Source organism: Paenibacillus sacheonensis (assembly GCF_009909195.1).
GTDB lineage: Bacteria > Bacillota > Bacilli > Paenibacillales > Paenibacillaceae > Paenibacillus_Z > Paenibacillus_Z sacheonensis.
This window is the reverse complement of the sequence record NZ_JAAAMU010000005.1, coordinates 403558-428510: the sequence shown is the minus strand read 5'-3', so window position 1 is coordinate 428510 and position 24953 is coordinate 403558. Positions and strand designations below refer to the sequence as shown.

At 56.7% G+C, this 24953-nt stretch carries 25 protein-coding genes, 1 riboswitch and 1 other annotated feature; of the genes, 14 read left to right on the top strand and 11 right to left on the bottom strand.

All coding sequences use genetic code 11. The features are described from left to right. Nucleotides 1-13 precede the first annotated feature (13 nt). Nucleotides 14-2044 (bottom strand): beta-galactosidase, encoded by a 2031-nt coding sequence (locus GT003_RS12555; protein ID WP_161698047.1) that lies wholly within the window; start codon nt 2042-2044, stop codon nt 14-16. A gap of 100 nt (nt 2045-2144) precedes the next feature. Here GT003_RS12555 and GT003_RS12550 point away from each other — a divergent pair, with 100 nt between their 5' ends. From GT003_RS12550 to GT003_RS12525, 6 genes are all read left to right on the top strand, one after another. Then, nucleotides 2145-3023, top strand: coding sequence for an AraC family transcriptional regulator (locus GT003_RS12550; RefSeq protein ID WP_161698045.1), 879 nt, complete (start codon nt 2145-2147; stop codon nt 3021-3023). Nucleotides 3024-3057: 34 nt separating this feature from the next. Continuing rightward, nucleotides 3058-4200, top strand: coding sequence for an HNH endonuclease (locus GT003_RS32480; RefSeq protein WP_239565977.1), 1143 nt, complete (start codon nt 3058-3060; stop codon nt 4198-4200). Nucleotides 4201-4297: 97 nt separating this feature from the next. Beyond that, nucleotides 4298-4990 carry a CAP domain-containing protein gene (locus tag GT003_RS12540; protein ID WP_161698043.1) on the top strand — a complete coding sequence of 231 codons (693 nt, stop codon included), beginning with the start codon at nt 4298-4300 and terminating at the stop codon, nt 4988-4990. A 112-nt stretch (nt 4991-5102) separates the two neighbouring features. After that, on the top strand, nt 5103-5732 hold the full coding sequence (locus GT003_RS12535; RefSeq protein ID WP_161698040.1) for a TetR/AcrR family transcriptional regulator: 630 nt from the start codon (nt 5103-5105) through the stop codon (nt 5730-5732). A 73-nt stretch (nt 5733-5805) separates the two neighbouring features. Beyond that, nucleotides 5806-6951 carry an ATP-binding protein gene (locus tag GT003_RS12530; protein WP_161698038.1) on the top strand — a complete coding sequence of 382 codons (1146 nt, stop codon included), beginning with the start codon at nt 5806-5808 and terminating at the stop codon, nt 6949-6951. A 65-nt stretch (nt 6952-7016) separates the two neighbouring features. Next, a riboswitch (cyclic di-AMP (ydaO/yuaA leader) is annotated at nt 7017-7216 on the top strand. Nucleotides 7217-7320: 104 nt separating this feature from the next. Next, nucleotides 7321-8166 (top strand): 3D domain-containing protein, encoded by an 846-nt coding sequence (locus GT003_RS12525; RefSeq protein ID WP_161698036.1) that lies wholly within the window; start codon nt 7321-7323, stop codon nt 8164-8166. Between the two features lie 124 nt (nt 8167-8290). Here the strand turns inward: GT003_RS12525 and GT003_RS12520 are convergent, their stop codons facing one another. Beyond that, a complete protein-coding gene (locus tag GT003_RS12520) occupies nt 8291-9181 on the bottom strand; it encodes a polysaccharide deacetylase family protein (RefSeq protein WP_161698035.1) in 891 nt (296 codons plus the stop codon). A gap of 138 nt (nt 9182-9319) precedes the next feature. On the opposite strand from GT003_RS12520, the gene GT003_RS12515 reads away from it, so the two are divergent. After that, nucleotides 9320-10282: an acetylxylan esterase gene (locus GT003_RS12515; RefSeq protein WP_161698033.1), complete on the top strand. Its 963-nt coding sequence runs from the start codon at nt 9320-9322 to the stop codon at nt 10280-10282. 15 nt (nt 10283-10297) lie between these two features. Next, nucleotides 10298-10957 carry an SGNH/GDSL hydrolase family protein gene (locus GT003_RS12510; protein WP_161698031.1) on the top strand — a complete coding sequence of 220 codons (660 nt, stop codon included), beginning with the start codon at nt 10298-10300 and terminating at the stop codon, nt 10955-10957. Between the two features lie 98 nt (nt 10958-11055). Here GT003_RS12510 and GT003_RS12505 read toward each other — a convergent pair whose 3' ends face one another. Continuing rightward, nucleotides 11056-12315, bottom strand: coding sequence for a methyl-accepting chemotaxis protein (locus tag GT003_RS12505; protein WP_161698029.1), 1260 nt, complete (start codon nt 12313-12315; stop codon nt 11056-11058). A 252-nt stretch (nt 12316-12567) separates the two neighbouring features. On the opposite strand from GT003_RS12505, the gene GT003_RS12500 reads away from it, so the two are divergent. Further along, the gene (locus GT003_RS12500) at nt 12568-12969 is read left to right on the top strand and encodes an O-methyltransferase (RefSeq protein WP_161698027.1); all 402 of its coding nucleotides are present in this window, start codon (nt 12568-12570) and stop codon (nt 12967-12969) included. Between the two features lie 87 nt (nt 12970-13056). On the opposite strand, the gene GT003_RS12495 is transcribed toward GT003_RS12500, so the two are convergent. The 3 genes from GT003_RS12495 to GT003_RS12485 form a co-directional block, all read right to left on the bottom strand. Beyond that, the gene (locus GT003_RS12495) at nt 13057-13281 is read right to left on the bottom strand and encodes an alpha/beta-type small acid-soluble spore protein (protein ID WP_161698025.1); all 225 of its coding nucleotides are present in this window, start codon (nt 13279-13281) and stop codon (nt 13057-13059) included. 80 nt (nt 13282-13361) lie between these two features. Beyond that, nucleotides 13362-13685, bottom strand: a complete 324-nt coding sequence (locus GT003_RS12490) for a DUF1980 domain-containing protein (RefSeq protein ID WP_161698023.1) — start codon at nt 13683-13685, stop codon at nt 13362-13364. A gap of 15 nt (nt 13686-13700) precedes the next feature. Then, nucleotides 13701-14624, bottom strand: a complete 924-nt coding sequence (locus GT003_RS12485; RefSeq protein ID WP_161698021.1) for a permease — start codon at nt 14622-14624, stop codon at nt 13701-13703. A 255-nt stretch (nt 14625-14879) separates the two neighbouring features. Between GT003_RS12485 and GT003_RS12480 the strand changes: the two genes are divergently transcribed. Together GT003_RS12480 and GT003_RS12475 are read left to right on the top strand one after the other, a co-directional pair. Next, complete coding sequence (locus GT003_RS12480; protein WP_161698019.1) at nt 14880-16904, top strand: hypothetical protein; 2025 nt, start codon at nt 14880-14882, stop codon at nt 16902-16904. Further along, entirely contained in the window at nt 16861-18867 is a 2007-nt protein-coding gene (locus GT003_RS12475) for a beta-propeller fold lactonase family protein (RefSeq protein WP_161698017.1), read from the top strand. The genes GT003_RS12480 and GT003_RS12475 overlap by 44 nt, the downstream gene beginning before the upstream one ends. A 78-nt stretch (nt 18868-18945) precedes the next feature. Here GT003_RS12475 and GT003_RS12470 read toward each other — a convergent pair whose 3' ends face one another. Then, nucleotides 18946-19944, bottom strand: coding sequence for a YihY/virulence factor BrkB family protein (locus tag GT003_RS12470; RefSeq protein ID WP_239565978.1), 999 nt, complete (start codon nt 19942-19944; stop codon nt 18946-18948). Between the two features lie 137 nt (nt 19945-20081). Then, a complete protein-coding gene (locus GT003_RS12465) occupies nt 20082-20378 on the bottom strand; it encodes a hypothetical protein (RefSeq protein WP_161698015.1) in 297 nt (98 codons plus the stop codon). A gap of 545 nt (nt 20379-20923) precedes the next feature. Beyond that, nucleotides 20924-21181: a binding site (T-box leader), on the top strand. 55 nt (nt 21182-21236) lie between these two features. Between GT003_RS12465 and trpS the strand changes: the two genes are divergently transcribed. Continuing rightward, nucleotides 21237-22223, top strand: a complete 987-nt coding sequence (trpS, locus tag GT003_RS12460; protein WP_161698013.1) for a tryptophan--tRNA ligase — start codon at nt 21237-21239, stop codon at nt 22221-22223. A 46-nt stretch (nt 22224-22269) separates the two neighbouring features. Here trpS and GT003_RS12455 read toward each other — a convergent pair whose 3' ends face one another. Beyond that, nucleotides 22270-22446 (bottom strand): DUF5325 family protein, encoded by a 177-nt coding sequence (locus GT003_RS12455; RefSeq protein ID WP_161698011.1) that lies wholly within the window; start codon nt 22444-22446, stop codon nt 22270-22272. A gap of 116 nt (nt 22447-22562) precedes the next feature. On the opposite strand from GT003_RS12455, the gene GT003_RS12450 reads away from it, so the two are divergent. Continuing rightward, nucleotides 22563-22790 (top strand): alpha/beta-type small acid-soluble spore protein, encoded by a 228-nt coding sequence (locus GT003_RS12450; protein ID WP_161698009.1) that lies wholly within the window; start codon nt 22563-22565, stop codon nt 22788-22790. A 178-nt stretch (nt 22791-22968) separates the two neighbouring features. Here GT003_RS12450 and GT003_RS12445 read toward each other — a convergent pair whose 3' ends face one another. Then, entirely contained in the window at nt 22969-23955 is a 987-nt protein-coding gene (locus GT003_RS12445; RefSeq protein ID WP_161698007.1) for a metal-dependent hydrolase, read from the bottom strand. A 117-nt stretch (nt 23956-24072) separates the two neighbouring features. On the opposite strand from GT003_RS12445, the gene GT003_RS12440 reads away from it, so the two are divergent. Then, complete coding sequence (locus tag GT003_RS12440; RefSeq protein ID WP_161698005.1) at nt 24073-24375, top strand: hypothetical protein; 303 nt, start codon at nt 24073-24075, stop codon at nt 24373-24375. Here the strand turns inward: GT003_RS12440 and gerQ are convergent. Next, nucleotides 24347-24925 carry a spore coat protein GerQ gene (gene gerQ / locus GT003_RS12435; protein WP_161698003.1) on the bottom strand — a complete coding sequence of 193 codons (579 nt, stop codon included), beginning with the start codon at nt 24923-24925 and terminating at the stop codon, nt 24347-24349. The two genes, GT003_RS12440 and gerQ, sit on opposite strands and share 29 nt — an antisense overlap. Between the last annotated feature and the right edge of the window lie 28 nt (nt 24926-24953).

Below are 24953 nucleotides of genomic sequence, written 5' to 3'. Positions count from 1 at the left end.
GGAGCAAGGAAGATCAAGCTAGATGCTCCACGATCAGGACGTCGCGGCCGTTAAGAACAACCTCGCCGGCTACAGCCCGGCCCGAAAGCAGATCCGTGCCGTTAACGCTGCCGAGATCGATCGTTGCCGCTTGCTCGTTATGGTTCAAGACGAATAAATACGATTGTCCGTCCTTTTCCCGGCGAGTCACCTCCACTCCCGGCGCCTTGCCCGGAAGCGGGAGGATGTTCCTCCGACGGCATAGCTCGCCGAGGAAACCTTGCAGGAAAGCATCGTCGGGGCTCGACGCCACATACCAGGCTTCGCCATCGCCGAAACGATTGCGGGTCAGCGCAGGCATGCCGGCATAGAAGTCATCGCCGTATTCGGCGATCGTTTCCGCGCCTTCGGCATGGATCAGATCGCATAACAGGGAACAGCCGTAGGAGCCTTGCAGCTCGCCGATCGCTTCCTTCATTACGATGGAGTTCATGCGTCCGGGGAACAGCGCATCGATCTCCTCCGCCCATATGCCGAGCACTTTGCGCAGTTCGCCTGGATAACCGCCCAACGTCACGAGATCGTTCTCGTTTACGATGCCGCTGAAGAACGTCGTTACAAAATCGCCGCCGTCCGCAACGAAGCGTTCGATGCGCGCCGCCATGCCCGGCTTAACCATGTACATGACCGGCGCAAGCACGATATCGTACGCCGCGAGATCATCTTCGAATGAAACGATGTCGACGGCGTGGCCGAGTTCATACAGCGCTTTGTAATAACGTTGGACCTCGTCTACGTATTTGAGGTCGACGCTCGGCCCGCTGGAATATTCGATCGCCCACCGGTTCTCCCAATCGAACAGGATGGCGATTCGGCTCGGAAGCCGCGAGCCGAGCAGCTTGCCCTCCAGCCGCCGCAGCTCATCGCCGAGCTGCGCGCATTCGCGGAAGACGCGCGTGTGCTCGTGGCCGACATGCTCGATCAGCGCGCCGTGATATTTCTCGCAAGCACCGACGGAGCGGCGAAGCTGGAAGAACATGACGCTGTCGGAGCCGTGGGCGACGGCCTGATAGCTCCATAAGCGCATTACGCCGGGGCGCTTCAACGTATTGTACGCCTGCCAATTTTGCTGGCTAGGCGTCTGTTCCATGAGCAGGAACGGCTTGCCGCCTTTCAGTCCGCGCATGAGGTCATGCGTCATGGCCGTCAGGCTCACGGGGGTATCCATGCCGGGATAGTTGTCCCAGGCGACGATGTCCATATGCTTGGCCCATTTGAAATAATCGAGCGGTTTATAGGTACCCATCAGATTCGTCGTGACGGGAATATCCGGCGTGTGCTTCTTCAGCGCTTCGTATTCAAGCTTGTAGCAATCGAGCATTCCGTCCGAATTGAAGCGCGCGTAATCCAGCGATATCCCCTGGAAATTCGTTCTTGTATCCGACCATTGCTCGGAGAGCGCGTTTGGAAGGACGATTTCTTCCCAATCATAGAAGGTATGGCCCCAGAACCGCGTGTTCCATTGTTCGTTCAGCTTGTCCAGCGAGCCGTACTTCTGCTGCAGCCAGACACGGAAGGCCGCTTCGCAGTTATCGCAGTAGCAGTCGCCGCCGTACTCGTTGGATACATGCCAAAGCAGGAGCGCCGGATGGTTCTTGTAACGCTCGCCCAGCTTGTCGGCTAGCCGCTGCGCATACATGCGGTAGGTCGGGCTGTTCGGACAGGAATTATGGCGTCCGCCGAATTTGCGCTTCCGGCCTTGGAAGTCGGTGCGCAGCACGTCGGGGTGCCGGCGGGCCATCCATGCCGGATGCGCGCCCGTGCCCGTAGCCAGGCAGGCATATATGCCGTTCGCGCCCAGCATGTCCATGATGCGGTCCAGCGTCTCGAAATCATAGTTATCTTCGCCCGGCTGCAGCATGGCCCAGGAGAATACATTGACGGTCGCGATATTCATGCCGGCGAGTTCCAGCAGGCGCATGTCCTCCGGCCAGATCGAGGCATCCCACTGCTCCGGATTGTAGTCGCCTCCATATAACATTTTGGGCAGATTGGTCGTATCCATGATGATCGATCCCTTCTAGTGTCCATAGTGATAATAGGTCCATTTTATGGTAAGCTGAAGCTGACGGATATATAAAATACGATTGGCAGGATATGATAATATGGAACAGCAGGATGGGCAGAGAACCATTTTCTTCGACGGGCATATGAACCGGTACATGTTCACGCTCGGCGAATACGACCTTCCACTCTACATGGACAGTATCGGCTATAATCCAGATCAGGAATCTATAGATCGCACCAAAGGCTATCCGAATTTTCATTGGCTGCAGACGCTCGAGGGAGAAGGCGAATTTCTGCTGAACGGGCGCCGTTACTCGCTTCCGCCGGGCAGCGGCTCGATGCTGTTTCCGGGCGTTCCGCATTCTTACGCGGCCAAAGGCGGGAAGAAGTGGACCACGCTGTACGTCACCTTCGGCGGCGCATTGGCAGCTTCCATGCTGGCGTCGCTCGGCATTCGCCATACGGAATGGCTTCATTGGAACGACGATGCGCCGATTACGCGGCAGCTGGTAGGCATGATCGAGCAAATCAGCAAGGACGACGACCGGACGGGACTCAATGCCTCGGCGGCGCTGTATCGTTTCTTGACGATGATCAAAATTTACGGGCAGAAGGGCGGACGCTCCTCGGTATACCAGCACTTGGAGAAGCTGGATCCGCTGCTGCACTGGCTCGACGAGCATTACGGAGATCCGGAGATCGGACTCTCCGACATGGCGCAGCAGCTCGACATCAGCCCGCGTTACCTGAATTCGTTGTTTCGGCAGGCTTTCGGCATTACGGCCTACGCTTACCTGATTCGGCTTCGGATCATTAAGTCCAAAGAGATGATGAGCTTCGGGGACAACAAACAATCCATCAAGGACATTGCCCAATTGTCCGGCTATCGGGATTCCAGCCATTTCATCGCGGCGTTCGGGAAAGCCGAGGGCATGACGCCGGAACAGTTCCGCAAAATGCACGGCCTATTGATTTAACGAAGACGAACGGACGAACGGAGCGAAGCAGAAGATGACGGAGTTGAAAGCATGCGCGGCCTGCGGAAGGGAGAAGCCGCTCTCCGCCTATACCAAAAGGTCGGGCGGCAGCGGCAGGAGAGGAACCTGCCGGACCTGCCTGCGCAAGCGCAGGCAGTCGGGTCAGCCTATGGCGGCGGAGGATGCCGGCGCTATCGCGGTTGCCGCGGAAGAAGCGCCGCAGGCCGCGGAGACCGGCGCGGCAGCGCCGAAGCGCAAGCGCCGGAGAAGAATGAAGAAGCAGAAACATTCGCTGCACGGAGAATTGCCGGAAGAAATCGGACCGGACGAGGCGCTCGATACGGATATGGCACTGACCGATAACGCCTCTGGCGATGAGAGCGGCGTCGATGCCGTCGACAGCTTCCCGGTCGAGATTGATTCTGCCGAGGACGGCGGCGCGGTGCCGCCGAAACCGAAGCGCAAACGCCGGCGCAGAAGGAAGAAAGGGACGGAGCTGCGGCGTCTTGACGAACAGGACAAGCCGGGCGAAGGCGCAGCGGGTTCCGCGGTCAGTGAAACGGAAGAACCCGACGGGACTCAAGAAGCGTCGGCAGAACAAGACGGCATCGCCGGGCAGGAGCATGACGGCCCCGCTGCTCCGCGCAAGAGAAAGCGCAAGCGGCGGCGCGCGCGCGGCAAGTCTGCCAAACGGAAGAACGAGACCGAAACGGAAGCGGTCGCGGAAGCCGGATACGTTCGTCCGCCGGACCGCGTTATCATTCCCGTGAAAGGCAATTTCTCGTATAAGACATCGCTTCTGAACGACCGCGGACGCGGCATGATCCGCCTGCGTGGCAAACGCGAGACGGGCAAGCGCTGGTCGACGGAGATTCCGACCGAAATGGCGGTTCGAATGGTGGAGGAAGGCGCTGCGGGCATCATCCATCCCGGCTTGATTCACAAGCTGTACACGAAGACCGATTTCCGGCTGCTCGTGCTCCAGCGCGACGATTATGTATGCCGCTACTGCGGCGAATTCGGAGATACGATCGACCATGTGCTGCCCAAATCCAAAGGCGGCCTATCAACGCCCGCGAACTGCGTATGCGCTTGCGCGGACTGCAATTTGAAGAAGGCGGACAGCCTTGACTATGTCGACGACGAAGTGCTGCAGCAGTTTCATTTCCAGTCTTAATGGAAGATTTTATGGGGTGTAAAGCCCGTATCCCCGTGTTACCATGGGTGGCGTCGGAAGACCGGCAACACACTTTGACACACGAGGAGGATTTTTCATGAAGATGCAACCATTTCGAACAGGTGTAGCAAGCGTACTCGCAGCAGGTTTAATCGTACTTGGAGGAGGAGCAGCACTGCAGAAGGCAGAAGCAGCCTCCGTGAACCCTTCCGTAACGTATCAAGTGACGAACAACGATACGATGTATAAAATCGCGCAAAAGTACGGCGTCAGCCTAGGCGCGTTGATCGCGGCTAACCCGGTCATCGCCAACCCGAATGTCATTTGGGCCGGCATGACGGTCAAGGTGCCGACGGCAGGCTCAGGCGGTTCAGCTTCTACCGGCGGAACGACGTCGAACACCGGAACGAGTACGACGGACAAGACTACATTCGCTGCACAAGTCGTGACGCTGGTCAACAAGGAGCGCGCCAATGCGGGTCTGACCGCGCTAAAATCCGATTCGTTGCTGACGAAGGTCGCACTGGACAAAGCAAAGGATATGTATGCCAACAACTATTTCGATCATAATTCGCCGACGTACGGGTCGCCCTTTGATATGATGCGTGCCTACGGCGTCGCTTATTCCTATGCCGGCGAGAATATCGCCAAAGGACAGCGCACGCCTCAGGAAGTCATGACGGCTTGGATGAACAGTGCAGGTCATAAAGCGAACATTCTTGGCAGTCATTACGGCAAGATCGGCGTAGCCTACTATAACGGCGAATGGGTACAGGAATTCACGTCCTAAACGCTGCTTTGAGCACTTCGAAGCGGCCCTTTCCGGGGCCGCTTTCTTTACATAGCATCGGACGTCGTTTAAAATGTAACCAATGGTTATCTAATAAGGGGTCCGATACGCGATGATGTCGAAACGAAAACAAATGACCGAAGACATGAAGGCGGCGATTCGCCAATCCGCCGCGGAGTTGTTCGCCGAGAAAGGTTATCCGCACGTCACGATGCGCGAGATCGCCAAGCAGGCCGGCTGCTCGCATACGGCGATTTATTTGTATTTCAAGAATAAAGAAGAGCTGCTGCAGCATATCGCCATTCCTTCGCTGCTTGAGCTGGAGGCGCAATTCATGACGGAGATGGAGCGGGCGGACGTGACGCCCATAGACCGGCTCAAGGCGGTCTGCGCGAATTTCGTCACCTTCTGCCTGAGCAACGGCAGCCTCCAAACGGTACTGTTTATAACCGGCTCGGTCCGAGTAGACGATCCGCAGCCGGCGCTCGAAATCAACGTCATCCGCAATCGTTTGTTTGCGCATGTGAGGCAGTCGCTGCAGCTCGCTTTATCGGCGGACTGCACGGACGCCCACAGTGAAGAAGCCGTGACGAACCGGGCCCGCGTCCTCTTCTATTACTTGCAAGGCTTCGTCAGCACCTATACGGGGCACGCGGAGCCGACCGAGAGTCTGCTGGCCCGCGTTCTGCCGATCTTCCAGGAAGGCATCGCCATCTTGACCAAAGGGATGAAAGAAGATTAATTGTTTTTAATGCCAGAGGGATTGCACCGTTCGAAGCGAATTGTTACAAGAATATCGTTTCGGGGGTTGGGACATGAGGCGCAAAGCCGTTTATTGCAATCGCTTGCTTGCATCGCAATTGAAACGTAAACTCGAGCTTCTGCCTGGCGCTTCCGAAGAATCCGCGCAAGAATTGCGTCCGGATTCCATGAGCTACCAGCGTCTGATCAAATATTTGCCCGAACCGATTTTCGTCCACGACTGCGAATCGATTCTCTTCACGAATCAGGCGGGATTGCGCATACTCGGCATAACCGAGGCGGAGCTGTTGGCCAATCCTCGGGTGGAAAATTATATGCACCCCGACGAGCGGGAGACCGTCATGGCACGGCTCCGGGAGGTACTGGATACCGATGAGCCCAATGAATTCTCCGAAGCGAAGCTCGTCGGCTTCTATGGCGAAATCATCGACGTCGAAGTTTCCAGTACGCGAATCCGCCATTATCCCGGCAAAGGAACGGTCGTGCAAAGCGTATTTCGCGATATCCGCGACCGCAAGAAAGAGGAAGAAGCGCTTATCCAGTCGGAGAAGCTGTCGGTGGTCGGCCAAATGGCCGCAGGCATCGCGCATGAAATCCGCAACCCGCTGACCTCGCTGATCGGATTCTCCAAATTCCTGAAAACCAAAATCAACAGTTATCATGAGTACTTCGACATCATGCTCGTTGAGCTCGACCGCATCAATTCCATCGTGCAGGAATTCATGGCGCTGGCGAAGCCCCAGGCGAATCAATTCCGAAGGCATGATCTCGTCAAGACGATCCAGAGCGTGCTCACGCTGCTCGAGACGCAGGCGGTTATCAACAACGTGCAGTTGGTCGCCAGCTACGATGCGGAGTCCGCGGTGCTGCTGTGCGAGGAGAATCAGCTCAAGCAGGTATTCGTCAACGTGGTCAAAAATGCGATCGAAGCAATGCCCAAAGGCGGAACGACGCGCATCAAGCTGGATTCGAGCGACCCCGATACCATCTCGGTAGCCATAACCGATCAAGGGATCGGCATTCCGGAGGAACTGCTGCCTTTTCTCGGCGGTCCTTTCTTTACGACCAAGGAAAGCGGAACCGGCCTCGGTCTCATGGTCTGCTACCGTATTATCGAAGGCCATCGCGGGAAAATCGATTTATCCAGCTATCCCGGCATCGGGACGACCGTGGTCATCTCATTGCCCAAGAACGGGTAGAACATCCGTCTGCCTGCTTAGTGGTTGTATTTACCGGTAGGTTTACTATTCACGACTATGGTATTCTATTACGCGAGCCGAAACGTTACCGTACGGGGGATCTTTTGGGGCAAGTCATATTGCTCCGGTTCCGTCATCTGATGTCCATCACATGACGGATACACCGCGCCATGGCGCTGGGGTGAATCGCACGCGATCGTGCGTAGGGTTGAACTCCTCAATCCGAATCCGACAACTAACCTCGCAGGCCGCATGCGACGAACGACGTCTACACTCCGCTTCAATCAGCGGTTCGGTCGTTGTCGCGATGACGTTCATATATCATCCGCACGGATATATGACCGTAAATCCAAGGAGGCAATCGACAACATGAATAACACCTGGAAAAAGGGCATTGCAGCAGCAGTGCTCGGCATTGCCATTCTGTCGCAGTCCGGTGCCGTAAAGGCGCAAGGCTTGTACAAGGCGAATGAAGACGATACGTTCTGGAAGCTGTCCGGCAAGTTCGGCATCACGATCAGCGAACTGATGCAGGCGAACCCGTTCGTGGACGAAGGCAACATCTACGAGGGACTGCAGCTCGTTATTCCGCCCACGGTGGAGACGGCCGCAGCAACGGCAAGCGGAGAACCGGCCGTCAAGCTGATGAAGGCCTCAGCTGGGGCCAACCTCGCGGCAGCGGCGATGTCCGTTGCCAAAGCAGCCCCTAAGGCAGCGGCAGAAGCTCCGAAAGCAGCGAAGAGCAAGGCAGCTGCTCCGAAGAAAGCGGCGAAGAAGCCCGTTGCGAAGGCCGTGCCGAAGAAATCACCGGCAGCTGCGACGGCCAAGAAATCGAAGTCGGCCACGGCGAAGAAGCCGCAGCTGAACCGAGTCTCGGTAAAGGGAAAATCGTATGTCTATACGGATGTCGTGCAGGCAAAGGCGAGCGCGTATACCGCTGCCCCCGAGGAGAACGGATGGGGAGCCGTCGATTATTTCGGCAATCCGCTCAAACTCGGCACGATCGCGGTCGATCCGGACGTCATTCCGATGGGCAGCAAAGTGTATGTGACAGGGTACGATTTTAACGGACTTCCTTCCGGCGGCATGATAGCCGTCGCATCGGATCAAGGCAGCGCCATTAACGGCAACCGGATCGACATCTTCGTTCCGCAGTCCAGAAAAGATGCAAGCAGTTTCGGCTTTCAATACGTAAAAGTATTCATCCTCGATTAATCATAAGCGTGGCATCGTAACGAAAAGGCAGCCCCGGCGGGCTGCCTTTTTTCTTGCCCATTTACGGTATAACAACTGACTTTCCATTCACCAACAAACCAACTCGCCCATTATCACGTACCGCTTATTGCTGCGTGCGGGCTGCAGGCTTTCCGAGCAGCTCGGACAAGGTGACGATGACGTAGCCCTTGCTGCGCAGCATCTTGATGAGACGGTGCAGTGCAGCTACGGTCCCGGACAGGTCTTGTCCTTTGCCTCCGCCGGCATGCTGCAGGATAATGGAACCTGGCTGCAGCGTTCGCTTGATGTTGATCAGGATGGCCTGGCTGTTCAAGCTGCGCCAATCCTCGGAGTCCACATCCCAGTTAACCACGGTATATCCGCCGCTCCGCAGCCATTCGACCTGCGCCGGCATGATTTCGCCATATGGCGGACGGACGAAGCGGGGGCTGTAGCCGATCAGCGGACGCAGCGCCCAGTCGGTTCGCAAAATCTGCTGCTGCATGGCATAACGCGAGATTCTCGAGAAGACGGGATGATTCCACGAATGATTGCCGACGATATGTCCTTCCCTGGCCATGCGCTGCACGAGCGCGGGATAGGCCGCGGCTCGCTGGCCGACGACGAAGAAGGTTGCCCTGACTTTATAGCGTGCAAGCGTCTCAAGCACTTGCGGCGTATAGGCCGGATCCGGAACGTCGTCGAAGGTCAGCGCGACTCTGCGATAGCGCCGCGGCCCCCAGATGACGAACGAGCCGGGATAACGCTTCTGAAGCGTCACCCAGGATACGGGTTTCGTGCCGCTTCGTTTTCTTTTGCCCGTTTGACCGGAGAAGGCATCCGCATCCGAGACGCTTGGCGAAGAAGTCGTCAGCCGATTCTGTTCGTTCGCCGTCGAGGCTTCGTTCGCTGCCGCGCGGGTATCACCGCCTTGAAGCTCGCCGACGGAGCAGGCTAACAGCGTCCATCCGACGACAAGCAGCAGCGCTTTAAGCGTTCCCCCAAAAATCCGCATGGTCTTCCCTCCTCGATGATGTCATTTTGCCCTCAATAGTCGCGAGCATTCACCAAAAATAACGAATCGCTACTTTACAGGTGACGGTGCAAACACGTAACATAAAAAAGGAATCTTCTGAGGAGAAGGGGCGATCAAATGCCAGCAATCGATATGCCGTTACAAGAATTGCAAACGTATTCAGGAATCAATCCCAGACCGGGCGACTTCGAAGCTTATTGGGAGAGGGCGCTGTCCGAGATGCGCGGCGTGGACCCTACGATCGAGCTCGTGCCGAGCCCATTTCAAACACCTGCTGCCGAATGCTTCGATTTGTATTTCACGGGCGTCAGGGGCGCTCGCGTCCATGCCAAGTATGCACGGCCGCGCCATTCGGAGCAGCCGCATCCGGCCATTGTCCAATTTCACGGTTATTCCGGCAGCGCGGGTGAATGGGCGGATAAACTGAGCTACGTCTCGCTCGGCTTCTCGATCTTCTCGCTGGATTGCCGCGGACAAGGCGGTTATTCCGAGGATACGGGCGGCGTCGTCGGCAGCACGCTGAACGGCCATATTATTCGCGGGCTCGACGGGGATCCGGACCATCTGCTGTTCCGTCATATCTTCCTGGACTGCGCGCAGCTGGCCGGCATCGCAATCGACAGCCCGGGAGTCGACGCTTCGCGCGTTTACGCCATGGGCGGCTCGCAGGGCGGAGCATTGACGATTGCTTGTGCCGCGCTGGAGCCGAGAATCAAGAAGCTCGCGCCGGTGTTCCCGTTTCTAAGCGATTACCGACGGGTCTGGCAGATGGATTTGGCCAAGGATGCATATGCGGAACTGAAAACCTACTTCCGTAATTTCGACCCGCAGCATGAACGCGAAGACGAGATCTTCATGAAGCTCGGTTATATCGACATTCAGCATCTTGCGAACCGGATCCAAGGGGAAGTGATGATGGGGGTCGGCCTTATGGATACGATCTGTCCGCCGTCGTCGCAGTTTGCGGCCTATAACAAGATCACGGCGCAGAAGCGGGTGGAGATTTACCCGGATTTCGGCCACGAAGGACTGCCTGGCTTCACCGACAAGACGATTCAATTTTTCTTGGGCAATTATTAAGGGGAGGGATTCCAGATGCGCATTGGTCAACATGAGAAGCTGGTCATGATCGGGGACTCGATTACGGACTGCGGCCGAGCAAGGCCGGTCGGCGAAGGGTTATTCGATGCAATCGGCAAAGGTTATGTGGGCGTCGTAGACGCGCTGCTCACGTCGACCTATCCGGAGCTCGGCATCCGCGTCGTCAATATGGGTTCAAGCGGCAATACCGTCCGTGATTTGAATAACCGTTGGCAGACCGACGTGCATGATCTCAAGCCGGACTGGCTGTCGATCATGATCGGCACGAACGACGTTTGGCGTCAATTCGATTCTCCGACGAATAAGGAATCGCATGTGTATCTGGAGGAGTACGAAGCGACGTTGGAAGCACTGGTAGCCGCGACGCTTCCGAAGCTGAAGGGCCTGGTGCTCCTGACGCCGTTCTACATAGAGCCGAATCCGAATGACGCGATGAGGGCGCAAATGGATCGGTACGGCGCTGCGGTCAAACGGATCGCGGCCAAGTACGATACGCTGTTCGTGGATACGCAGGAAGCCTTCAACCGCGTGCTGGAGCATCTGTATTCGGGAACGATTGCCTGGGATCGCGTCCATCCGAACCAGACCGGACATGCCGTAATTGCCCGTGCGTTCCTGCAAGCGATTGGCTACGAATACGATAAAGGATTGTAAACGCGCAAAGCAGAAAGCCGCCCGGTCTTAACCGAGGCGGCTTTTGTTTGGCAAGAATGGATGATGCGCGTCTTCGGCAGCTCTGTCAGATCCGTTCGCTAGATCTTGAAGATCGACATGGTACGCTGCAGCTGCATGACGATTTGCTGCATTTTTTCCGTTTCCGATACGACGGCTTGCACCGAACCGATCTGTTCGTTCATCGAGGCGGATACTTGTTCCGTGCCTGCCGCGGATTGCTGCGTGATGGCGGAGATGTTTTGGATGGCACCGGAAATTTTGCGGGCGCTCTCGAGCATCGCGTCGCTCTCGCCGGAGAACTGGCCGATCTGGGCGGTGATGAACTCGACGCTCGTGACGATCTCCGTGAAGATATGCTCGGAGTCGCGCAGCATCTGCATCTGCATGCGCACGACCTCTTCGTTGACCTTGATGTTCTGGATCGCCTGCTTCACGCCGGCGTCGATGTCGCGTACGAGCGTGAATACTTCTTTCGTGGAGGCGGTGGATTCCTCGGCCAGCTTGCGCACCTCTTGGGCAACGACGGCGAACCCCCGGCCGTGCTCGCCGGCGCGCGCCGCTTCGATGGATGCGTTGAGCGACAACAGGTTCGTTTGTTCCGCCAGATCCGATATCGTCTTGGTAATGGACGAGATGCCCTGCGCCTTGTGGGCCAGATCCTCGATCGCGGCAGCTACCTTCTCGGTGGCCTCCACGTTCTTGGCCATTCCTTGGGATTGGCTCTCGACCGCTTGGCGTCCGCGCGAGACGAGGGTCAGCGCTTGATCCGAGCGCTCGTTCATGACTTTGGTGGAGTGGGCATATGTACTCACTTTGTCTTCGATTTCACGGATGGAGTCGGCCATGTCGCCGACGTCCTCGGATATTTCATTGGCGCCGGTAGCGAGTTCGCCGGCCGAAGCGGCGACCTGCTCCATAACGCCTTTCAGCTCCACGTTCTTATCGAATATGCTGCGGCTCGTATCGTTCACGACTCTGGAAATCGTCGACGTTTCTTTGAGGATATCGCGCAGCTTGTCCACCATGCTGTTGAACGAGTGGCCGAGCTCGCCAAGCGATGCCGAGGAGGAGACGTCCACTTTCTGTGTAAAGTCGCCCTTGGAGATGCTGAACGCGATGGCGGTCATCTCTTGAATCGAAGATGTAAGCGCTCTCTCGATGACGCCGACCAGTGGGAAGGTGACGATTGCGGCTATCGCGATGATGCAAATGCCGAGCACGATGCTTTCGCCCGTCATGATCAAACCAAGCAGCAAAGCAATGGAGAAAATGGCGACGATGGCATAACAGCCCGTCAATAATTTATTCCGAATCGATAATGTCGAGAACCATTGCATAATGCTGCTCCTCCTAATTATGGAATAATCTCATTATATCACCGCGAAGCTTTTTGTCTATATTGGTCCTATATAATCATATTGTGTCGAAAGGACTGTAAGGTCCGGTTGGCTATATGTCGAAAGAACCGAATTTACTGTAAGGATTTTGTAAAAAACTGTTGTAAGATCAGGTACGCTGTCCTATAATGGGTCTAATGGATGATTTGGAAAAAACATCCTTAATTAGAAATGGCGGAGGAGACGGATCGCATGAATCAGGAGGCAATGTCATTAAATCGACAGGTTGATTGTGTATTCAAACAATTGGAGGACGAATTGCTTCATTCGCTTGCGGGTACTGTTATCATTCAAATCCGAAATAACGTCGTCGGGAAGTACGGCGTGCGGCATCATCCCATCGAGAGCAAGAACGGCCGCATCGGCAAGCCGGAGCAGGGCATGACCCGAGAGCAGGTGCAGGCATTCCGCGAGATGGCAGCGGACTCCATTAACTTGAAGCGGAACTGGACGCATGGCGAGATCATGTATGATTTCTCCGTGAGATCCGGAACCTGGTCGGCAAGCATCCTCTTCGAAAGCAATTACAATCTGGCGAACATGTTCCGCTATACGCCGAAGTACGGCCTGCAAGCGCTGCGTGATACGCCTTGATACATAGCAAAGAAGCTGCCTCGGCTCGCAGGGGCAGCTTTTTCTTTGATTCGGTCAGCCATGCTGCCAGGAGAACATTGCTTTGCCTTAACGGGAAGCTCTGCCTGCGAGTTGCATTTCTGCCATTTGCACGAGTTTGCGGGTAATATTACCGCCGATTGCACCTGCGTCGCGCGTTGCCATTTCGCCATAGTAACCGTCTTGCGGAATCGCAATGCCGATTTCACGGGCGACTTCATATTTCATTTGATCAAGCGCCGCCGTTGCGTTAGGGACGAGCAAGGAATTGCTGCTGCGGTTGGAAGAAGCCATTGTAATCACCTCCTTTGGTACCCTTAGTATGGATACGCTGGAAGCTATTATGCGACGGGATTCCATGTAGTTTTTTCCAATTAACTTATAAATCCCAGCACGAGCGGGAGCGCGAATAAACCGTAGATGAACAGGTTGGCCGCGAACGATTTGGACGGCTCGTGATTGCAGTCGCAGGCGGCAGCCTCGATGCCGTGCCATTCCTGAACTGCGGCTTGAAGCTGATAAATGGCCGTCGCGAACAGGCCGATCGCGGACAGCTTGACCGCAACGACAAGGTTCGGCTCGACGAAACGGACCAGCATGCCCGTACGGGCGAGGTAGACGATATAGAAACCGAACGCTCCAAGGATGCAAAATCGGATCAGATGATGCGCGATCATGGTCCGCTGTTTGGTCGACATGTCCAGGAGGCCTCCTCAAATTCCGAATATGAGCTTCTCCGTCAGCAGGGATCCGATCCAGACCGCGATGACCAGGAACGCGACGATCCCGATAATGACTTTGCTGCGGAAGGCGGCGAAGAGAAGCAGCAGGCTTTTGACGTCGACCATCGGCCCGAAGACAAGAAAGGCCAGCAGCGCGCCGGGGCCGAAGAGGCCTTGAAGCGACGAGGCGACGAAAGCATCGGAAGTCGAGCAGAGCGAGAGCACGAAACCGGCGGCCATCATTAGCAGGGAGGCGAAGGCGGGCGTCCCGCTGACGCCGTGGAGCCACGCCGGATCGATCGCGGACTGCGCGAACGCGGTTATGAACGCGCCGATGATCAGAAATTTGCCGATATCGAAAAATTCTTCGGAGGCATGCGTGAACGTGGCCTGGATGCGTTCTTGAAATCCGCCGTTAACATGGCCGTGATTGTATTGGTAATTCTCATCCGGCTGACGGGAGCCTTGGGATACGAAGGCATGAAGCCCGAGTTTAAGCGGATTCCGCCGCATGAAGGCATGCAGAAGGAGTCCGAGCAGGACGCAGACGACGAAAGCCAGCCCCATGCGGGCGTACGCAATCGAGGGCTGGGCGCGGAAGGCGTTGAATGTCGAAGCGAACACGATCGGATTGAGAATAGGGCCGGCGAAGATGAACACCATGCCGATGTAAGGCGGCATGCCTTTGCGGATGAGCCTGCGGACGATGGGAATCATGCCGCATTCGCATAAGGGCAGGAGCAGGCCGAGCAGGCTCCCGAAGAGCACGCCTCCGATGGGGTTGCGCGGCGTCAGCCTGGCAATGAGCCGGTCCGATACGAATACCTGGAGAACGGCCGAGACGAAGACGCCCAGCAGGATGAACGGAAACGCTTCTATAATAATGCTGATGAAAATATGCTGAAATTCCTGCATGCGTCCGCTCCTTTCCGGCAACGTTCATCGTGGCAAGATCCGCACCGCATTCTCTGATGCAGTGGCAAGAATCGTTGACTGCTATCAATAGCGTATGCGGGCTTGTTCATGTGCAGGACAAACCAACGGATGAATTTGCCGATCGGACAAAAAATCATTGCCAGGGAATAGGAAAAGGAGTAAAATTCGCTTTGTGTGATAATGATTCTCATTGTTAATAGGCAATCAAATTATAAAGTTAGGGGTCTTATCTCGATGAACTTGCGCAAGAAAATGACTGGAGCCGCGGCGGTTTCCGTCCTGCTGGCTTGCTCCGCGGCCTTAACGGGCTGCAACAGCGACGTCCACGTAAAAGTATCGGATTACAACTTCGACACGGCGGGCAACATGTTCGCTTACGCGGAATTCGAGCTCTCAGGGGAGCCGCTCGCGGAATCACTCGGCGTAGACCTCGACGTGCTGGACGCGGGCAAGATCGATCAGCCGACCGCCTTCGATTATAAAGCGGGCATTGAATCCTACGAATACTCGGAAGAGGCGATGTACGAGGTCGTCGAGAAATCCGGGCTCGGCCTTCACTTGGTCAACGGACCGGCAACAACGCTCGAGGCTCAGGCAGCCGGCATCGCGAACAACGAACTGCTGGCTTCGCGGTTCCAGCACATGGCCGACAGCGTAGGGCAGCCTGCGGAAGACATCCAACAGAACATGTATCCGACGTTTATCGAATACGCGTCGGGCGACCCGCATTATAATCAGAAAGTGGATACCGGCAAATATGCCGACGGCGAAGACGGCGCGTATATTCCGAACTATCAAGTGAACTTCGCTTCGCTTCGCTGGAACCGCGATAAGATGAAGAAACAGCTCGTTCCGGCAGCCTATGGCGCCACGATGCTGAAGCAATCGCTATGGGCGGGGGACTTCCTCGGGAATTTGCACGATGCCAAGAGCGATGAAGAGGTCGATGCTTCAACGGCCGAAGAAGGTCCGGAAGCCGACCAGGGATTGAAGCTCGGCGTAAGCTCCGTCGACGGAATGCAGGGCATGATCTTGACCGACGAAGTCTGGAACAAGCTGCTGTACGTGCGCGATAATCTGTTCTACGACCCAGCCAGCAAAAACATCGGCGGACTGGTTAATACGCCCGACGGCTACTTGCCTCATGCGGTCGACGTGGAGGAAGCCGGCGACAAAGATTTCGAAACCATTAAGAATCTGAAGGTCGCCGACGGCCGGAGCCTGCTGCAGGACCAATGGCTGATGCTTTGGCCGACGTCGGAGTTTTTCGGCATGACCGATCAGCGCGCGGCGAATCCGAACCGCAACCCTGCGTTCGCGCGCGTATTCGACGGAGACCCGTTCCCTGCCGCTCCGGCCGTCAATGCGGACGGTGACGAGAGCAACGACATCGCCTCGACCGATCCGTATACGGTTACGCGCGACGTGCTCCTTGCCGTGTTCGACACGATCAAGAACCGCCATTGGAACGACAAGACCGGAGCATTCGTGACGGAAGCCGAAGGCGACAAGCAAGGCACGCAGGTCGATACCTTCCAAGCGGGCTACACCATCGAGGCGCTGCGCATGTTCGAGCGTGCCATCGACGGACTTCCGGTCGGCTATGCCAATGGCGAAGGCGCCGAAGGGTTGAAGACGGAACAAGGCGCTGCAGCTAAAGAAATGATCACGAAACAAGCGGACTTCATATTAAGCGCTTTGATTAATAAAGACGGTTTGGCCGCCACCGGCTATGATGCGGCGAAGGGCCAAGCGGATAAGGATACCTCGCTGCAAGCTCAGATCGGCGCTATTCGCGGCTTAACGTCCGCGTTCCTGGCTACCGAGGACGAGAAATACCGGGATGCGGCTCGCAAGCTGTATGCCGCCATGGACGAGAAGCTGTGGGACAACGACTTGAAGGCCTATAAGACCAAGGGCAGCGATGCCAGCTATGACGCATTCACGGCGGGCGGCGTATCGGCCGTATTCCGTCTGGCGCTCGAGCACCTGAAGAACACGAGCAGCGATACGGACGCGCCAAAAGCGCTTGACCAGAACGCGATTCAAGACCGTTACGTTGCTTTCTTCCGCCAAGTCGTCAACGGACCGACACTCGATGAAGGCATGCAGGCCAGCGAATTCTGGGATACCGGGGACGTGTACAAGGAAGGCGACGATTCCGGCAACACCGACGGCGATACAGTGCCTCAAATTCAGAAGGGACATGGTGATCATGGGATTGCTCCGATCCTTCTTCCTGTTAAACTATCCAACTAACGGGCTGCGGGCGATCAAACTGGCGGCGGGTGCATGCGCACTCGCCGCTATGGCGTTTCTAAGCGCATGCACCGGTAATGACGGGAACGCATCCCCCGCTCCGCAGTCCGGCAGCAGCATCGTGATGAGTGCTGACGGGAAAACGCTGTATATTGCCAACGGAGACACGAATACCGTCTCCGTCGTCGACGCGAAGAATCGGAAGGTCGAGAAGGAAATCGCCGTCGGCAAAGAGCCGCGGGAGCTTGCCCTGTCGTCCGACGGCTCGACGTTGTTCGTGACCTGCCGTTACGCCAATTCCGTGGAGTGGCTGGATATCGATAAAGGAAAGGTGCTCGGTACGTTGAAGACGGGGATCGAACCGTACGGAATCGTGCTCAGCCCGGGCGGGAAGACGCTGTACGTGACCAACTACCGTTCGGGCACCGTCTCCGTCGTCGATGCCGAGAAACGAAGCGTTCTGAAGCAGGTGAAGGCAGGCGCGAATCCGCGGGCGATCGCCATTTCGGCGGACGGCGGGAAGCTGTACGTGTCGGACTACTTGACCTCAGGTACGTCGATTTTCGAAACGGCCTCCATGAAGCTGCTGAGCGACAAGACGCTGGCGCCTTCCCCCGATCTGCCGGATCGGAAGAAGAGCCAAGGGACGCCGAACACGGTGGAGCAGCTTCGGCTGACGCCGGACGGCAAGTCGCTGTGGGAGGCGCATCTGCTCACGAATACGGATACGCCGGTGCAGTTCGAGGAAGTGATTTTCCCGGCGCTGTCGGTCGTTGATGCGGGGACGGGCGAGGAAGAACCGAAGTCCCGCAAGGAACTGTTCAAAGCGATCGACGTCAAGGATAAGCTCGGCAAGACGATTATCGTATCCAACCCGACCGATGTCGTGTTCTCCGCCGACGGGAAGAAAGGCTACGCCCTCATGGGCGGCAGCGAGGATTTGCTCGTGTTCGACTTGGCCCGGGGCGGAAGGGCGGGTCAGATCATTCATCATCTGCCTGGCGACTTGCCGATCGGCATGGTCCAATCGAAGGATGGCGGGAAGCTGTACATCCATAATGCAAGCTCGCATGATCTGACCGTCGTCTCTCTGCCTCCCGCGGACGAGGAAGGCGGCCAGGCGCGCGTGGACGGCAAGCCTCTTCCGCTCATCGCGAAGGACCGACTGAATCCGCAGCAGCGGCTGGGCAAGACGCTGTTCTACAGCGCCAACTCGGACGAATATCCGCTGACGGGAAGCAATTGGATGAGCTGCGCCTCCTGTCATTCCGACGGCGAAGTGGATCAGCTGTCGATTATGACGGCCAAGGGCCCGCGCAACGTGCCGAGCAACGTGCTCGCCTTCGACACCGGCTTGTTCATGTGGGACGGGAGCCGGGATGATTTCGGCGATTACATTCATACGGTGCAGGGAGAGATGGGGGGGCTAAGCGACGTCGATCCTGCCAAGCCGCTGCCGGCGGAAGCCCAAGGCGCGTTTGATGCCTTGGAAGCGTTCATGCGCATGCCGGACGCGTTCCCGGTACCGCAGAGTCCGTACCGGACCGAGGACGGCCAACTGACCGAGGAGGCGCAGCGGGGCAAAGCGATCTTCGAAGGCAAGGCGCAGTGCGTCACCTGCCACGCCTCGGACGTCATGACCGACAGCGTCCTTGCGACAGGCGAGGACGGGAAGCTGACGACGGGCAATACCGGTTTCCTGCACGATGTCGGGACGGTTAACGGCGCGGACGCGGACTATGCCGGCGATGCCCGCGGAGCGTTCAAGAACACGCGTCAGCGGGGGCTGTTCGATACGCCTACGCTGCGCGGCGTCTATGCGACGGCTCCGTATTTGCATGACGGCAGCGCGCCGACGCTGGAAGACGTGATCGCGCGAGCGGGCGACGAACACGGGCTCACCTCTAAATTGTCGCCAAAGGAAATTAAGGATTTGGTGTCGTATTTGAAGCAAATCCAATAACAGGTCGGCGCAAACAGCCGCAGCGTGCTTGCACGCTGCGGCTGTTTGCGTATCGAGTTTGGGCAGGGAGCCAGGAGATTATTTCTTCTTGTGGTGCAGAAGCGGAATCGGGATAGTGAATTGCTTACAGCTTTGCTTCGTCTTGCCGTGCCGGTCGAAATGCAGCACCGCATTGATCTCTCCGCCGAGCACGATGACGATACTCGATAAATACAGCCACGTCAGCAGCACGATTATGCCGCCGATGCTGCCGTACGTCTTGGAATAGTTGCCGAAATTATTGACGTAGAAGGAGAACGCGAGCGACGTGATGATCCAGCCGAACGTCGCGAACAAGGCGCCGGGAACGACTTCCCGGAAGCGGAGCCGCAGGTTGGGCACGTACAGGTACAACGCGGCGAATACGACGGCCATGACGAGAATCGGCAGCGCGAACTGGGCGATGCTCCATACTGCATCGATATTGCCGGGAAGCCGCGTTTCTTTGTAAAGCATATCCCCGATGATCCGGCCGAAGATGAGCATGACGAGACTGAAGACGATGACGAGCGCGAGCACGACGGTGAAGAGCAGCGAGTAAGCTTTGACCTTCCAAAACGGCCGCGTCTCCTCGACGTCGTACGCCTTGTTGAGCGCCTTCATGACCGCGCTGACGCCGCTCGAGGCCGACCAGATCGTTACGAGCAGACCCAAGGAGAGCAGCGAGCCGCTGCGCGAGTTTTGGATTTCTTGAAAGACGTCCGTAATGGTCTTCGTCGACAGATCGGGCATAACCGGACTGATCCGCTCGATCACATCGCTCACCGTCAGATCCGCAAAGCTCAGCACGGCGATGATGAAGATCAGGAACGGGAAAAAAGACAGGATCAAGTAATACGTCAACTGGGCTCCCATCGCCTGCACGTCGTCGTCTTGGAACCGGCAGTACAGATGCTTCGAAAACGAAAGAATGCCCATCCGGCCGCGTTTCCGAGGGGGATTCGCCGCAGGAGCGGGACGATAACCGGCAGGCCGAGAAGTTGTAGGATCGGTCAACCGAGACTTGTCTGCCCCGGGCATATACCAAGGATTGGCCATTGGATCTCCTCCTTACATCGTTCAATCACTATTAACCAACGAAGCACGCGCAAAAACAAGCCGCCCTCTCATCCTATGCGACAAGCAGCGAAGACTTGTCTATCTCGAAGAGGCGCCCAAGCGCCCCGACAGCGCGTTCAAGACAATGCAAAAGCTGCTGATGTAGGTTTCAGTGTCATGCGGGGCTGGTATGGTAGGAAAAGCTGCTGTGATGCAGCTTTTGGCGCCGAGTGAGGCTGGTGCGGCTGGAAAAGCTGCTGTGATGCAGCTTTTGGTGCCAAGTTGGGGTGGTTCGGCTGGAAAAGCTGCTGTGATGCAGCTTTTGGCGTCAAGTAGGGGTGGTTCGGCTGGAAAAGCTGCTGTGATGCAGCTTTTGGTGCCATGCGGGGCTGGTTCGGCTGGAAAAGCTGCTGTGATGCAGCTTTTGGTGTCATGCGGGGCTGCTACGGTAGGAAAAGCTGCTGTGATGCAGCTTTTGGTGCCAAGTGAGGCTGGTTCGGCCATGTGAAGCCGCTAAGGCCGAAACCATGCCCCCGGCAGGGACACGGAAAAGAACAAGAGCCTTGCCCCGAAAGGGGCAAATGCGAGTCCAAGCAAGCCAAGGCACCCCAAGCGCCGCTGCAGCGCATCCAGACAAACATCCGTGGCCCCGGCAGGGACACGGAAAGAACAAGAGCCTTGCCCCGAAAGGGGCAAATGCGACTCCAAGCAAGCCAAGGCACCCCAAGCGCCGCTGCAGCGCACCTAGACAAGCATCCAGGTATCCAAAGGGCAGGAGCCCTTGGGGTCCCCCTCAGGGGGATTTAGGGGGGCAAAAACCTCATTTGAAATTAAAGTAGACTGAAGAGGGTTGAGGAAGGGGGAGGTTGTAAGGGAAAGAGGATGTAAAGGGTCAGAAGGGTTAGAAGGGTTAAAAGCGGGGCAAAGGGGCAGCAGCCTCCTCCCCTCTTGACATTGGCCGCCCGCAAGGTATAATCTTTCTAAAGCAATGACGGGAACAAGTAAGCGCGGATGAACGCTTCAGAGAGCCGGTGGATGGTGCGAACCGGTGCAGGCGTCCGATCGACCGAATGGATCCCCGAGCAATGGCGAGGAAAGAGCTCCGTAGGGAGATCTGTATGCGCCGTCGTCTCGCTTCGCGTTAAGAAGCTTGGAGGTTTGCCGCATGCCGCACAGGAATCGTGCTTAGAAGCATGCGCAGACGAAATAGGGTGGCACCACGGTCCTCGTCCCTTGCGGCGGAGGGCTTTTTTGCGTTCTCTTCGTGTGAAATCAAAGGAGGCTGTATTCAAATGAAACGCGTATTATCCGGCATTCAGCCGAGCGGTCAATTGACCCTGGGCAACTACATCGGCGCGATCCAAAACTTCGTGAAGCTGCAAGAAACGCATGAATGCTTCTTCATGGTCGTCGATCTGCACGCCATCACGGTACCGCAGGAGCCTGCGGCGCTTCGAGAGCAGACGGAATCGGTAGCGGCCCTCTTCATCGCGGCCGGCATCGATCCGGCCAAAGCGAGCGTCTTCGTTCAGTCCCAAGTCTCGGCGCATGCAGAGCTTGGCTGGTTGTTCACGACGCTGGCTTACATGGGCGAGCTGGAGCGCATGACGCAGTTCAAGGACAAATCCACGGGCAAAGACTCCGTCGGCGCGGGGCTGTTCGTGTACCCGTCGCTGATGGCCGCGGATATTCTGCTCTACAACGCGGACCTCGTGCCCGTCGGAGACGACCAGAAGCAGCATTTGGAGCTGACGCGCGATCTGGCGCAGCGCTTTAACCAGCGCTTCGGCGAGTTGTTCACGATTCCGGAGCCGTACATTCCGACAGTCGGCGCGCGCATCATGTCCTTGGACGACGCGTCCAAGAAGATGAGCAAGAGCAATCCGAATCCGGCGAGTTATATCGCCCTGCTGGATCCGCCGGACGTCATCCGCAAAAAAATCAGCCGCGCAACGACGGATTCCGGCCGCGACGTCATGTACAATCCGGCTGAAAAACCGGAAGTGAGCAACCTGATGAGCATTTACGCGCATTGCGCGGACATGACGCTGGACGAGATCCGTGCGCGTTACGAAGGGCAGGGCTACGGGGCGTTCAAGAAGGGCCTGGCGGAGCATGTCGTGGCGAAGCTCGAGCCGCTCCAGAAGCGGTATGCGGAGATCCGCAGCTCCGGCGAAATTCACAGCATCCTGAAAGCAGGCGCGGAGCGGGTATCGGCCGTCGCGAACGAGACGCTGCGCAGCACGAAGGAAAAAATGGGCTTCCTGCTGCCCCGCTAAGAGGCACGGCAGCGCGAATGGGCAAAACAAACGCCGCAGATGGGGATCATCCCTGTCTGCGGCGTCTCATTTTGGCGTTAACGACGAATCCTGCTCCGATGCTGCATATCGTCAAGAAGAAAAACAGGGCCGCGAGCCATCCGTTATAGCTGATGGAGATAGCGGTGACGGACATAAGCAGCACGGAAAACAAGGCGAAAAACAGCGCCAGGGGCTTAGACATTTTGAACCTACTCCTTCACGCAAAAATATTTGAGCGAGTTTAGCATATTCTCGGCGCTTACGAATCATAATAAGTTTGCAACACACCACCGTAAGAGTTGAAAGGAGAAATTCAACATGGCAGGACGTAGCAGCAACAGCAATACGTTGGTTGTACCGCAAGCAAGCGCAGCACTCGATCAATTGAAGTACGAAGCAGCGCAAGAACTGGGTATTCAAATTCCGCAAGACGGCTACTATGGCAACTTCTCTACTCGCGATGCCGGCTCCCTCGGCGGTTACATCACGCGTAAATTGGTCCAAATCGCCGAGCAACAACTTTCCGGTTCCTCGTCGTTCCGTTAATTCGTTCATCGATAATCGGATACGAAGAACAGCTGAAGCTCAAGGGAAACCTTGAGCTTCTTCTATTTGCGTGCCGTCCCGAAATCGTAGGTCAGCAGAAGTTGCATCCGTTGCAAGGCGCGCAAAAAAGCCTCTTCTATTGTGCTAGAAGAGGCGGGTGTAGTCAAGTCGCCGCGCGTCAGTACGTATTCATCCGAAGCCGTTTCTGCAGCCGCTCGTCGCTCAGCCAGCCGACATAGGAGCCGAGCGTCTTGAATTCATGGTCCATCACCAGCACGCCGACGAACGGATACTGCTTGCGATGGCGATAACGGACGTCCGACCAGCGAACCTCATACCCCCAAGGATGCTCCAGCACGTCGGCGCAGGCGAAGGAGGTGAAATAGAGGAAGGCCCGGATGGACGGGTCGTTCCGCGAGCGATCGATAGCCGGGTGCTCCTTGCATTTGGCGCTGTCGATCCAGCGAAGCTTGCCTTGGCGGAAATCGCCGATGAAGAAGTACCCGTCGGGACGCCGTTTCACGACATTCCAGTCAAACAGCGATATCGTCGGAATCAGGATGAACTCGTCGCCTTCCTTAAAGCCCGAGTCCAGCCGGGAGAGGCGATTGCGAAGCGTTCGATGCGTCACGGTCCGCCATATATAGTAGACGATGAGGCACGCATACAGCAGCGGGAAAATAACGGTCGGATGTCCGATGCCCAGCGCCCAAAGCGCAATGGCGAGCAAATGGGAAACGAAGATGACCGGATCGAAAATATGGATAATATTCCAGGATATCCATTTCTGCGTGAATGGCCGCGCCGCCTGCGTCCCGTAGGTGTTGAACAAATCCGTGAACACGTGGACGCAAACCGCGAGCAGCACCCAGCCGCCAAGATGAAGCCAAGGGAGCCGGAACCGGAAAATCGTCTCGAGCAGCAGTGAAATGGCGATCGTCCAGATCGCGACGGCGGGAATCGAATGGGAGACTCCGCGATGATTGCGGATGTAGGCGGCATTGCTCTTAAATCGCAGCAATCCGTCCAAATCCGGGGCTTGGGAACCGACGACCGTACCGATCAACACGGCGGCGTAAAGCGTCTGGTCCGAAGCGACGGCCGGATCGATCGAAGCGAGACCCGCCAGCCCGATTCCCATGACCAAATGCGTTCCGCTATCCATAGTCATGTACCTCCTTGAGCGCGTATGCGATGATGAATTCGTATTTGTGTATACTTCTTATATGTACGCTTCAGTATTTTCCGAATCGTGGGCGTTTATAACGAAAGGATGAATTTCATGTTTATTTGTTTCGTGGAGTACCGCATCGAGCCGGAGCACGAGCGAAGGTATAGGGACTGGATGGCGGCACGGGAGGCCGTTTTTCCGGGATTCCAGCTGTACGAAGGGACGGATCAGCCGCTGCTGTTCGTCGAGGTGTGGGAGGCATCGGACATGGACTCCGCCGAGCGCATAAAAAAAGAACGCTGCGAGGAGCGTTCTTCTTGGCTGGCAATGGCGGATTGGGTGCCGGGGGGCAGCGCCAAAATCCATGCCTGGACGTTCAAGCCGATTAACGGCCGAGCGGGGCGGTCGTCGTAGTCGTTCCGGCCGCCGGCGGCGTGTTATTGGTGATCGTGACGCCGTTGAACGTATATTCGTAATTGATCGGTCCGTCGAACGTGACGTAATCCAGATTCAGCGTAAGCAGCAGGTAGCGCATGCCCGTGGACGGATCGCTGATGATGATATGGTCGCGGCCAGCGGCTTCGATGATGCCGCGGAATACTTTGGCGTTCCATTCTTTGTTGTTCTCGTACGTCATATAGAAAGTGGCCATTTTGCCACGGTTCATTCGGAGAATGTTCTCGACGTACGACTCTTCCGATGCCGGGATCGCAATGACGTTACCGCCCCCAGGCGTAACGAAAGAACCGTTCGGTACGTTAGGCGGCTGCGTGGACGCGCCTGCTACCAGGGGGGATTGCATCTGCATCGGCATTTGCATCGGCATTTGCATCTGCATCGGCATTTGAGACGGCATTTGCGCCGGCAAAGTAGTGGGCTGCTGCGGATAGTTGTACCCGTAACCTGGGAAACCTCCCGTGCTTGCTGGACTAACCGCTGTGTTGTACCCGTAACCGTTTGACATAGGATTTAATTCCTCGCTTTCGTAAATG

Excerpts from the sequence above, each read along its gene's own strand:
- GT003_RS12555 (WP_161698047.1), bottom strand. The coding sequence starts at position 2,044 with ATGGATACGACCAATCTGCCCAAAATGTTATATGGAGGCGACTACAAT.
- GT003_RS12550 (WP_161698045.1), top strand. The coding sequence starts at position 2,145 with ATGGAACAGCAGGATGGGCAGAGAACCATTTTCTTCGACGGGCATATG.
- GT003_RS32480 (WP_239565977.1), top strand. The coding sequence starts at position 3,058 with ATGACGGAGTTGAAAGCATGCGCGGCCTGCGGAAGGGAGAAGCCGCTC.
- GT003_RS12540 (WP_161698043.1), top strand. The coding sequence starts at position 4,298 with ATGAAGATGCAACCATTTCGAACAGGTGTAGCAAGCGTACTCGCAGCA.
- GT003_RS12535 (WP_161698040.1), top strand. The coding sequence starts at position 5,103 with ATGATGTCGAAACGAAAACAAATGACCGAAGACATGAAGGCGGCGATT.
- GT003_RS12530 (WP_161698038.1), top strand. The coding sequence starts at position 5,806 with ATGAGGCGCAAAGCCGTTTATTGCAATCGCTTGCTTGCATCGCAATTG.
- GT003_RS12525 (WP_161698036.1), top strand. The coding sequence starts at position 7,321 with ATGAATAACACCTGGAAAAAGGGCATTGCAGCAGCAGTGCTCGGCATT.
- GT003_RS12520 (WP_161698035.1), bottom strand. The coding sequence starts at position 9,181 with ATGCGGATTTTTGGGGGAACGCTTAAAGCGCTGCTGCTTGTCGTCGGA.
- GT003_RS12515 (WP_161698033.1), top strand. The coding sequence starts at position 9,320 with ATGCCAGCAATCGATATGCCGTTACAAGAATTGCAAACGTATTCAGGA.
- GT003_RS12510 (WP_161698031.1), top strand. The coding sequence starts at position 10,298 with ATGCGCATTGGTCAACATGAGAAGCTGGTCATGATCGGGGACTCGATT.
- GT003_RS12505 (WP_161698029.1), bottom strand. The coding sequence starts at position 12,315 with ATGCAATGGTTCTCGACATTATCGATTCGGAATAAATTATTGACGGGC.
- GT003_RS12500 (WP_161698027.1), top strand. The coding sequence starts at position 12,568 with ATGAATCAGGAGGCAATGTCATTAAATCGACAGGTTGATTGTGTATTC.
- GT003_RS12495 (WP_161698025.1), bottom strand. The coding sequence starts at position 13,281 with ATGGCTTCTTCCAACCGCAGCAGCAATTCCTTGCTCGTCCCTAACGCA.
- GT003_RS12490 (WP_161698023.1), bottom strand. The coding sequence starts at position 13,685 with ATGTCGACCAAACAGCGGACCATGATCGCGCATCATCTGATCCGATTT.
- GT003_RS12485 (WP_161698021.1), bottom strand. The coding sequence starts at position 14,624 with ATGCAGGAATTTCAGCATATTTTCATCAGCATTATTATAGAAGCGTTT.
- GT003_RS12480 (WP_161698019.1), top strand. The coding sequence starts at position 14,880 with ATGAACTTGCGCAAGAAAATGACTGGAGCCGCGGCGGTTTCCGTCCTG.
- GT003_RS12475 (WP_161698017.1), top strand. The coding sequence starts at position 16,861 with ATGGGATTGCTCCGATCCTTCTTCCTGTTAAACTATCCAACTAACGGG.
- GT003_RS12470 (WP_239565978.1), bottom strand. The coding sequence starts at position 19,944 with ATGGCCAATCCTTGGTATATGCCCGGGGCAGACAAGTCTCGGTTGACC.
- GT003_RS12465 (WP_161698015.1), bottom strand. The coding sequence starts at position 20,378 with ATGACACCAAAAGCTGCATCACAGCAGCTTTTCCAGCCGAACCAGCCC.
- trpS (WP_161698013.1), top strand. The coding sequence starts at position 21,237 with ATGAAACGCGTATTATCCGGCATTCAGCCGAGCGGTCAATTGACCCTG.
- GT003_RS12455 (WP_161698011.1), bottom strand. The coding sequence starts at position 22,446 with ATGTCTAAGCCCCTGGCGCTGTTTTTCGCCTTGTTTTCCGTGCTGCTT.
- GT003_RS12450 (WP_161698009.1), top strand. The coding sequence starts at position 22,563 with ATGGCAGGACGTAGCAGCAACAGCAATACGTTGGTTGTACCGCAAGCA.
- GT003_RS12445 (WP_161698007.1), bottom strand. The coding sequence starts at position 23,955 with ATGGATAGCGGAACGCATTTGGTCATGGGAATCGGGCTGGCGGGTCTC.
- GT003_RS12440 (WP_161698005.1), top strand. The coding sequence starts at position 24,073 with ATGTTTATTTGTTTCGTGGAGTACCGCATCGAGCCGGAGCACGAGCGA.
- gerQ (WP_161698003.1), bottom strand. The coding sequence starts at position 24,925 with ATGTCAAACGGTTACGGGTACAACACAGCGGTTAGTCCAGCAAGCACG.